Below are 1,640 nucleotides of genomic sequence, written 5' to 3' on the forward strand. Positions count from 1 at the left end.
GAAGAATTATTATCTTCTATAATGAAAGAGTTAGAATTAAAGGAAAAAGCTATATACGATAGATTAGAAGAATCTAAATCTAATATTGACAACTATATAAAAGAGGCAGGCAACAAAAAAGAAGAGTTCTTGTCTTCTATGATGAATGAGTTAGAATCAAAAGAGAAAGCTATATATGATAGATTAGAAGATAGAGTTAAAGATGTGGAAAGTAAGTTGTCAATACTTGATGATAAGATAAGCAATGAAGTAAGTAGAGACTTAGAGAACTTCTACAATAGTTTAAATGAAGCTGTTAATAATTACAAAGCAGAGATAAATACTATAGAAGCTAATAGTGCAGAATTGAGTACAGATGCTATAAATAAGATAAGTGAAGAAGTTAAAAATAGCTATGAAAATTACGTAAGAGATTTAGAAGAAGTTTATAATAATTCAGTATCTCTATTAGAAGAATATTCTAATAACTTGAAATATGAGTTAGATTCTCTTAAAGAAGAAAATACTGAAACTGAAAAAAATTATATTAATGAATATTTAGAAGAGTATTCAAATAATTTAGACAGCAGATTAGAAGAGAAGTTAACAGTATTAGAAGATAGCAAAAAAGAATTAGATAGTATCTTAAAAACTTCTTTTGAAAATCTTAATAGCCGTATAGAAGAATCATTGTCTAAAGTAAATAGTTTAGCAGAAGAAAAACTAACATCATTAGAGAAAGATATTAATGATAAACTTCTTGTAAATGTAGAGAAATTAAGTAAGTTAGAAGAAGATTTCGGCAAGTTGTTTAATAAAGATTATGTAGAGGAATTGGATTCACGTATAAATAGTATTAATAGCAAATTAGAAGAAGAGATAACTAATATAAAAACAAGCTTAGAAAATGATATATCATCAGTACGCAGTCAATATAGAGAGTTGAGTATAGATTTTGAGGAAGCTTTAGATTTAGTTAAGAAGAGTATTTTAGACAGAGATGAGGTAATAGATTTACAGAACAAGGAAAAAGAAGAACTCATATCTAAACTAGAGAGTCTTAGAGATGATTATTTATCACTAAAAGAAGATATTTCATCAGTTAATGATAATAATGATTTGGTTAATAATGATGGTACTGATTTATATAGTTTATTTGAAGAGGAGAGAGAAAAACTTGAGAGAGGCTTTGAAGAGTTAAGTCAAGAGTTGTTAAACAGGCTAAATGATACAGACAGCGACATAAACTATATAAAAGATATGCTTTCAAGTGATAAGAATCTTTTATTAGAGGAGTTAGATGCTCTTCGCTTAGAAGTAGATAGCGTTAATAATGATGATAGATTAAATGAATTATTAGACTATAAGTTATCATTAGAAGATTCTTTCAATGGTATAAGAGAAGAGTTATCCAAGTTTGACGAATTAGAAAGCAGTTTAAACGAATTGAGAGATAGTGTATCAGAATTAGATGGTTCATTAAAATCTTCAATAAAGTCATCAATAGATGAACTTAAAAAAGAATATAATGATGTTCATTTAGAAATAGATAAATTAAATAGCAGCATTGAAGAATTATCATTAAACAATGAAAATATATCTAGTAATTTGGATACAATATCATCTAACTTTGAAGTATTGAATAACAATTTTGAAAGTGT

The 1,640-nt window shown here is 26.4% G+C and carries 1 protein-coding gene; it reads left to right on the forward strand.

All coding sequences use genetic code 11. From position 1 onward, the window contains the following. On the forward strand, positions 1 to 1,640 hold a 1,640-nt coding region (locus tag E6A48_RS03770), incomplete at both ends, for a hypothetical protein (protein ID WP_219708686.1).

This window comes from Brachyspira pilosicoli, assembly GCF_019402445.1.
Classification (GTDB): Bacteria; Spirochaetota; Brachyspiria; order Brachyspirales; family Brachyspiraceae; genus Brachyspira; species Brachyspira pilosicoli_B.